Here is a 4,984-nt window from a genome sequence, read left to right on the forward strand (position 1 = left end):
GAACTCCCCGAGGTCGAGGCGCTCAAGGACTTTCTCGCCGAGCACCTGACCGGCCATGAGATCGTCCGGGCGCTGCCCGTGGCGATCAACGTCCTGAAGACCTATGATCCGCCGCTGGCGGCCGTGGAGGGGCGTACGGTCACCGCCGTGCACCGGTACGGCAAGTTCCTCGGCCTGCGGACGGACGGCGGGCCGTACCTCGTCACCCATCTGGCCCGCGCGGGCTGGCTGCACTGGAAGGACCGCCTCCCCAGCGGCCCGCCCCGCCCGGGCAGGGGACCGCTGGCCCTGCGGGTGGCGCTGGAGACCGGCGCGGGCTTCGACCTCACCGAGGCCGGGACGCAGAAGCGGCTCGCGGTGTACGTCGTGGGCGACCCCGCGGAGGTCCCGGGCGTCGCCCGGCTGGGCCCCGACCCGCTGGCCGGCGACTTCGACGAGCGGCGCCTGGCGGACCTGCTGTCCGGGGAACGCCGCCGTCTCAAGGGCGCCCTGCGGGACCAGAGCCTGATCGCGGGCGTCGGGAACGCCTACAGCGACGAGATCCTGCACGCGGCCCGGATGTCCCCCTACAAGCCGGCCGGCTCCCTCACCCCGGAGGAGATCACCCGTCTGTACCAGGCCCTGCGCACCTCCCTCACCGAGGCGGTGGAACGCTCCCGGGGCGTCGCGGCCGGACGGCTGAAGGCCGAGAAGAAGAGCGGCCTGCGGGTGCACGGCCGCACCGGCGAGGCCTGCCCGGTGTGCGGGGACACCATCCGCGAGGTGTCCTTCAGCGACTCCTCGCTGCAGTACTGCCCGACCTGTCAGACCGGCGGCAGACCACTGGCCGACCGCAGGCTCTCCCGCCTGCTGAAGTGAGTCAGGGACCGCCCGCGGGCGTCACTCGGTGCTGAGGGCGTCCAGCGTCACCAGGTGCTCGCCGTCCGCCGTACGCACCTCGTAGCGGTCGATCTCCTCGGGGTGCATGGCGGAGCCGCTCAGCACCGTGTTGGGGCGGGCGTCATGACGGGGCACGCTCCAACTGGTCACCGTCTCCTCGGAGCCGTCCCGGCCGATCACCACCAGCCGGCAGACGCGGGGGCCCGCGCCGTCCTTGACCTTCAGCTCCACATGGCTGCCCCAGGCCTCGTCCTCCGCCGTCACCTCCGCCCACACCCCGGACCGCTCGTCGGTGGCCGCGACGCTCACGGAACCGTCATCACCGCCGCCCCCCGCCGTCATCGCGATCACCGGCGCCGTCACCGCGATCACCACCGAGGCGGCCAGTGCCAGCAACAGCCGGCGACGTCCGGTGCGGTTGCGGGCCGCGACCTCGGAGAGCAACCGTTCCAGCATCCTCGGACCGGGCTTGGCCAGCGGGTGGACCGGTCGGGGGGTGGCGCTCCGGTACAGCATCAACTGGCGTGCCGCAGGGCCGAATTCGGTCACCTGGACAGCGCAGCCGGGGCACTCCATGAGGTGGTCCTCGAAGCGGAACGCCTCCGCCTCGTCCAGCACGCCGAGCGCGTAGGCGCCGACGTCGCGATGCCTCTCCAGGGACCTCATGCCGAATCCTCGTGCCTTTGGGTGCGGGTGGGGTTACTCCTTGCTCCCACCGGTACGCACCAGTCGGCCGAATCACTCAAGCCACGTGCCGAATCGTGACCAAAGGATTCGGAGCCCTCCGGCCCGCGGATTGGTCGGATTTCCGAGCAGCCTAGAAGAGGTGGATGGCGAGGTGGCCGAGCGGCAGCCCGAGCTCCCAGGCAGGCGTCCACACCTTGGGTCCCTCGTCCTCACCGCCCGCCGCGCCGCCCCCCGGCACCGCGTTCAGATCCGGCGCCAGCAGCTCCGTCTCCCGCAGCCAGCGCCAGGCCTCCCGGGCCAGCTCCAGATCCGGGTCCGGCGCTGCCCGGCCGGAGGCGACGGCGTCCGCGGCCAGATCGGCCAGACGGTCCTGCACCCACTCCTGCCACGGCTGGTCGTACGCGGTCAGCGACAGCCAGGTCTCCAGCTGGGTGATCACCCGGATGCCGGACAGCCCGCCGTCGGTGTCGGACAGGAAGACGGTCAGCGCCAGCGCGTCCCGGCCGGCCCGGAACTCGAAGGACGTCGGCGGCATGAGATCGCCGCTGCGCAGCAACTCGTCGGCGATGTACTCGGCGTACAACCAGGCCATGGGGACGGTCAGTTCACCGTCACCGGTGCCGTCCGTGCTCTCTCGACCTCTGTGCAGCATCCCTTCCTGCCTTCCTCCGGTACGTGCGCGTCGCCCGAACCCGGGCCCCCGGTCCGGAACACGGATGAGGACAGCCGATTACTCAACCGGGGTCGTCGGCAAGGCGCTTTACGGAGGTTTGACTCGACGGTTGGTTTCACCGCATGTCGGAGGCGTATCCGGGAAGCACCCGGCGCAGGGCGCGCAGCGCGTAGTACGCGCGGGACTTCACGGTACCGGGCGGGATGCCGAGGGCCGTGGCGGCTTCCGCCACACTCGCCCCCTGGAAGTACACGAGCACCAGGACTTCACGGTGCTCCGGAGTGAGAGTCTTCACAGCCTCGCGGACATCGAGCGTCGCCGCGGCCCGCTCGGCGTGGTCGGAGATCACCCGCGCGTTCTCCAGCACGGCGTCCCCGACCTCGGCCGGGCGGGCCTGCCGGGCGCGTCGCGCGTCGATCGCGAGCCGCCGTCCCACGGTCAGCAGCCAGGGCCGTACGGAGTCGAAGTTCTCGGCACGCAGGGCCTCGGGGTGCTGCCAGGCACGCACCAGCGTCTCCTGGACCAGATCCTCCGCGCGCTGCCGGTCCCCGTCGCAGAGCCGGAGCAGCAGCGCGAAGAGAGGCCGGCCGTGCTCGCGCTGCAGTGCGGCGAGCTCGTGCTCGGCGGTCGTCCCGTTCGTGAGTGTGATTCCGGCCGTCATGGCCGTATGGCAGCGTACGGCGCCCTTCGGGGACAGAGCGTGCACAGGAGCGTGCGGCGGACGGTCGATCGCGTCGACGAACGGTTCGACGAACGGTCGGGACGGTCGTTCACGCACGCCGGACGGCCTAAAGGGCGTGTCGCAGCAGCCGTCGGTGAGATGCAGCTTCTTATCTGTTTATCCACAAATACGACTACAGCGGGGTGAAGTGATGATCGCACGCAGTCGGCAGCTGGCCCTCGTCCTGACCGTCGTCCTCGCCGCGGGCGCCGCCTGCCAGGCCCGTGACCACCAGCCACCGGAACCGGGGCGTCCGGCCCCTTCCGCGACGGAGCACCGCGGCTTCACCCTCGTCGCCTCAGGCGATGTGCTGCCCCACACCTCGATCATCGAACGCGCCGGCTACGACGCCGGCGGCACCGGCTACGACTTCCGGCCGATGCTCTCCGGCATCCGCTCCGTCGTCGCCCCGGCGGACGTGGCGCTGTGCCACATGGAGACCGTCTACGGCGCCGACGGCGACTACGCCGGTTATCCCCTGTTCAGGTCCCCGCCCGAGGTCGCCCAGGGCCTCGCCGCCACCGGCTACGACGGCTGTTCCACCGCCTCCAACCACACCCTCGACGACGGCGCGGAAGGCGTCCGCCGCACCCTCGACGCCCTCGACCGGGCCGGCGTACGACACGCCGGTTCGGCGCGCAGCGAACGGGAGGCCCGCACGGCCTCCGTGCTGCGCGCGGGCGCGGCGCGCGTCGCCCATCTCGCCTACACCTACGACACCAACGGCCTTCCGCTGCCCCCGGATCGACCCTGGGCGGTGAATCTCGTCGACGAGGCGCGGATCGTCGCCGACGCGCGGGCCGCCCGGAAGACCGGAGCCGACGTCGTCGTGGTCTCGCTGCACTGGGGCACCGAATGGCAGGACGCCCCGGACCAGCGGCAGACCGGACTGGCCCGCTCGCTCACCGCCTCGAAGACCGGCGGCCGCCCCGACATCGACCTGATCCTCGGCACCCACGCCCATGTCCCGCAGGCGTACGAGAAGGTCAACGGCACCTGGGTGATCTACGGGATGGGCGACCAGATCGCCGGTGAGATGACCAACCACGACGGGGTCCAGGACCCGCGCGGGAACCAGTCCACCCTGGGCCGCTTCACCTTCGCCCCGCCCGGACGCCCCGGCGGACGCTGGGAGGTGACCCGCGCCGAGTTCGTCCCGCAGCTCTTCGACGTGGACGCCGGACGCATCGTCAACCTCAACCAGGCGCTCGCCCGGGGCGCCGAGGTGCGCTCGGTGCGCGACCGGATCCGCGACGTGGTGCTGAGCCGGGGCGCGGCGCAGGACGGGCTCGTCATGGGGGAGTGAGGACCCGTCACCGTTTCCCGGCACCCGGAGGGCCACCGTGACGTGCCGGGCTACGGCACCACCGTCACCGGCCAGCGTCCGGCCTTCACCAGTCGTACCGCGACCGATCCGATGAACCGGTGACCCGCCTGCTCGGAGGCGCCGACCACCACCGCGTCCGCCCTGAGGTCGTCCGCCGCCTTCACGAGGCCGGTGTAGGGGTCGCCGCGGAAGGTGTGGAACTCCCAGCGGATGTCGTGGATCGCCCTGATCCGGTCCATCGCCTCCCGGATCTGAGCCACCAGGCCCTCGGCGATCTCCTCCGTGGTGTCGGCCACCGGCGCGCCGAGTGCCGCACCCGCCGCCAGTACCGGCTGCACGTACACGACGGCGAGCAGCGCACCCTGCCGGCGGGCCAGCCCGGAGGCGTACGCCGCCGCGCGCAGCGACGAGTCGGAGCCGTCCACGCCCGTCACGATCACCTTCGGGCCGTCCGTGCCCCGTTCGAACCGGTCGGACCGCTGTTCCGTCACGTCGCCGAGGGTATCGGACCGCGTGGTCCCCGCCGCCCGGCGTCCGGGCAGGTCCACCGCCCCACACTCCGCCGATCGGGTGGAATCGTGCCGCCGCACCGGTGTCGCTGAGGTGCGTCGGCCCTCAGCGGGGCGACTGATGAGTCATGCAGAAGGATCACTTGCTCACCCGGCGCCGGGCCCTGCTCACCGGCGCCGCCACCCTG

The 4,984-nt window shown here is 72.0% G+C and carries 6 protein-coding genes; 2 read left to right on the top strand and 4 right to left on the bottom strand.

The window, feature by feature from the left end; all coding sequences use genetic code 11:
* The coding region (locus B9S61_RS08765) for an Fpg/Nei family DNA glycosylase (protein ID WP_181007299.1) at positions 1-858 on the top strand (858 nt) is incomplete at its 5' end.
* Between the two features lie 21 nt (positions 859-879).
* Here B9S61_RS08765 and B9S61_RS08770 read toward each other — a convergent pair.
* The 3 genes from B9S61_RS08770 to B9S61_RS08780 form a co-directional block, all read right to left on the bottom strand.
* The gene (locus B9S61_RS08770; RefSeq protein WP_103541744.1) at positions 880-1,545 is read right to left on the bottom strand and encodes a zf-HC2 domain-containing protein; all 666 of its coding nucleotides are present in this window, start codon (positions 1,543-1,545) and stop codon (positions 880-882) included.
* Between the two features lie 151 nt (positions 1,546-1,696).
* Complete coding sequence (locus B9S61_RS08775; RefSeq protein ID WP_103541745.1) at positions 1,697-2,218, bottom strand: hypothetical protein; 522 nt, start codon at positions 2,216-2,218, stop codon at positions 1,697-1,699.
* 136 nt (positions 2,219-2,354) lie between these two features.
* A complete protein-coding gene (locus B9S61_RS08780) occupies positions 2,355-2,900 on the bottom strand; it encodes a sigma-70 family RNA polymerase sigma factor (protein ID WP_103541748.1) in 546 nt (181 codons plus the stop codon).
* A 211-nt stretch (positions 2,901-3,111) separates the two neighbouring features.
* On the opposite strand from B9S61_RS08780, the gene B9S61_RS08785 reads away from it, so the two are divergent.
* Positions 3,112-4,266 carry a CapA family protein gene (locus tag B9S61_RS08785; RefSeq protein WP_103541746.1) on the top strand — a complete coding sequence of 385 codons (1,155 nt, stop codon included), beginning with the start codon at positions 3,112-3,114 and terminating at the stop codon, positions 4,264-4,266.
* 50 nt (positions 4,267-4,316) lie between these two features.
* Here the strand turns inward: B9S61_RS08785 and B9S61_RS08790 are convergent, their stop codons facing one another.
* A complete protein-coding gene (locus tag B9S61_RS08790; RefSeq protein ID WP_103541749.1) occupies positions 4,317-4,778 on the bottom strand; it encodes a universal stress protein in 462 nt (153 codons plus the stop codon).
* Positions 4,779-4,984 lie beyond the last annotated feature (206 nt).

This window comes from Streptomyces sp. SM1, assembly GCF_002910825.1.
GTDB lineage: Bacteria > Actinomycetota > Actinomycetes > Streptomycetales > Streptomycetaceae > Streptomyces > Streptomyces okerensis.

What these genes read in the sequence shown, in the direction of transcription:
- B9S61_RS08770 (WP_103541744.1), bottom strand. Translation starts at nt 1,545, where the DNA reads ATGAGGTCCCTGGAGAGGCATCGCGACGTCGGCGCCTACGCGCTCGGC.
- B9S61_RS08775 (WP_103541745.1), bottom strand. Translation starts at nt 2,218, where the DNA reads ATGCTGCACAGAGGTCGAGAGAGCACGGACGGCACCGGTGACGGTGAA.
- B9S61_RS08780 (WP_103541748.1), bottom strand. Translation starts at nt 2,900, where the DNA reads ATGACGGCCGGAATCACACTCACGAACGGGACGACCGCCGAGCACGAG.
- B9S61_RS08785 (WP_103541746.1), top strand. Translation starts at nt 3,112, where the DNA reads ATGATCGCACGCAGTCGGCAGCTGGCCCTCGTCCTGACCGTCGTCCTC.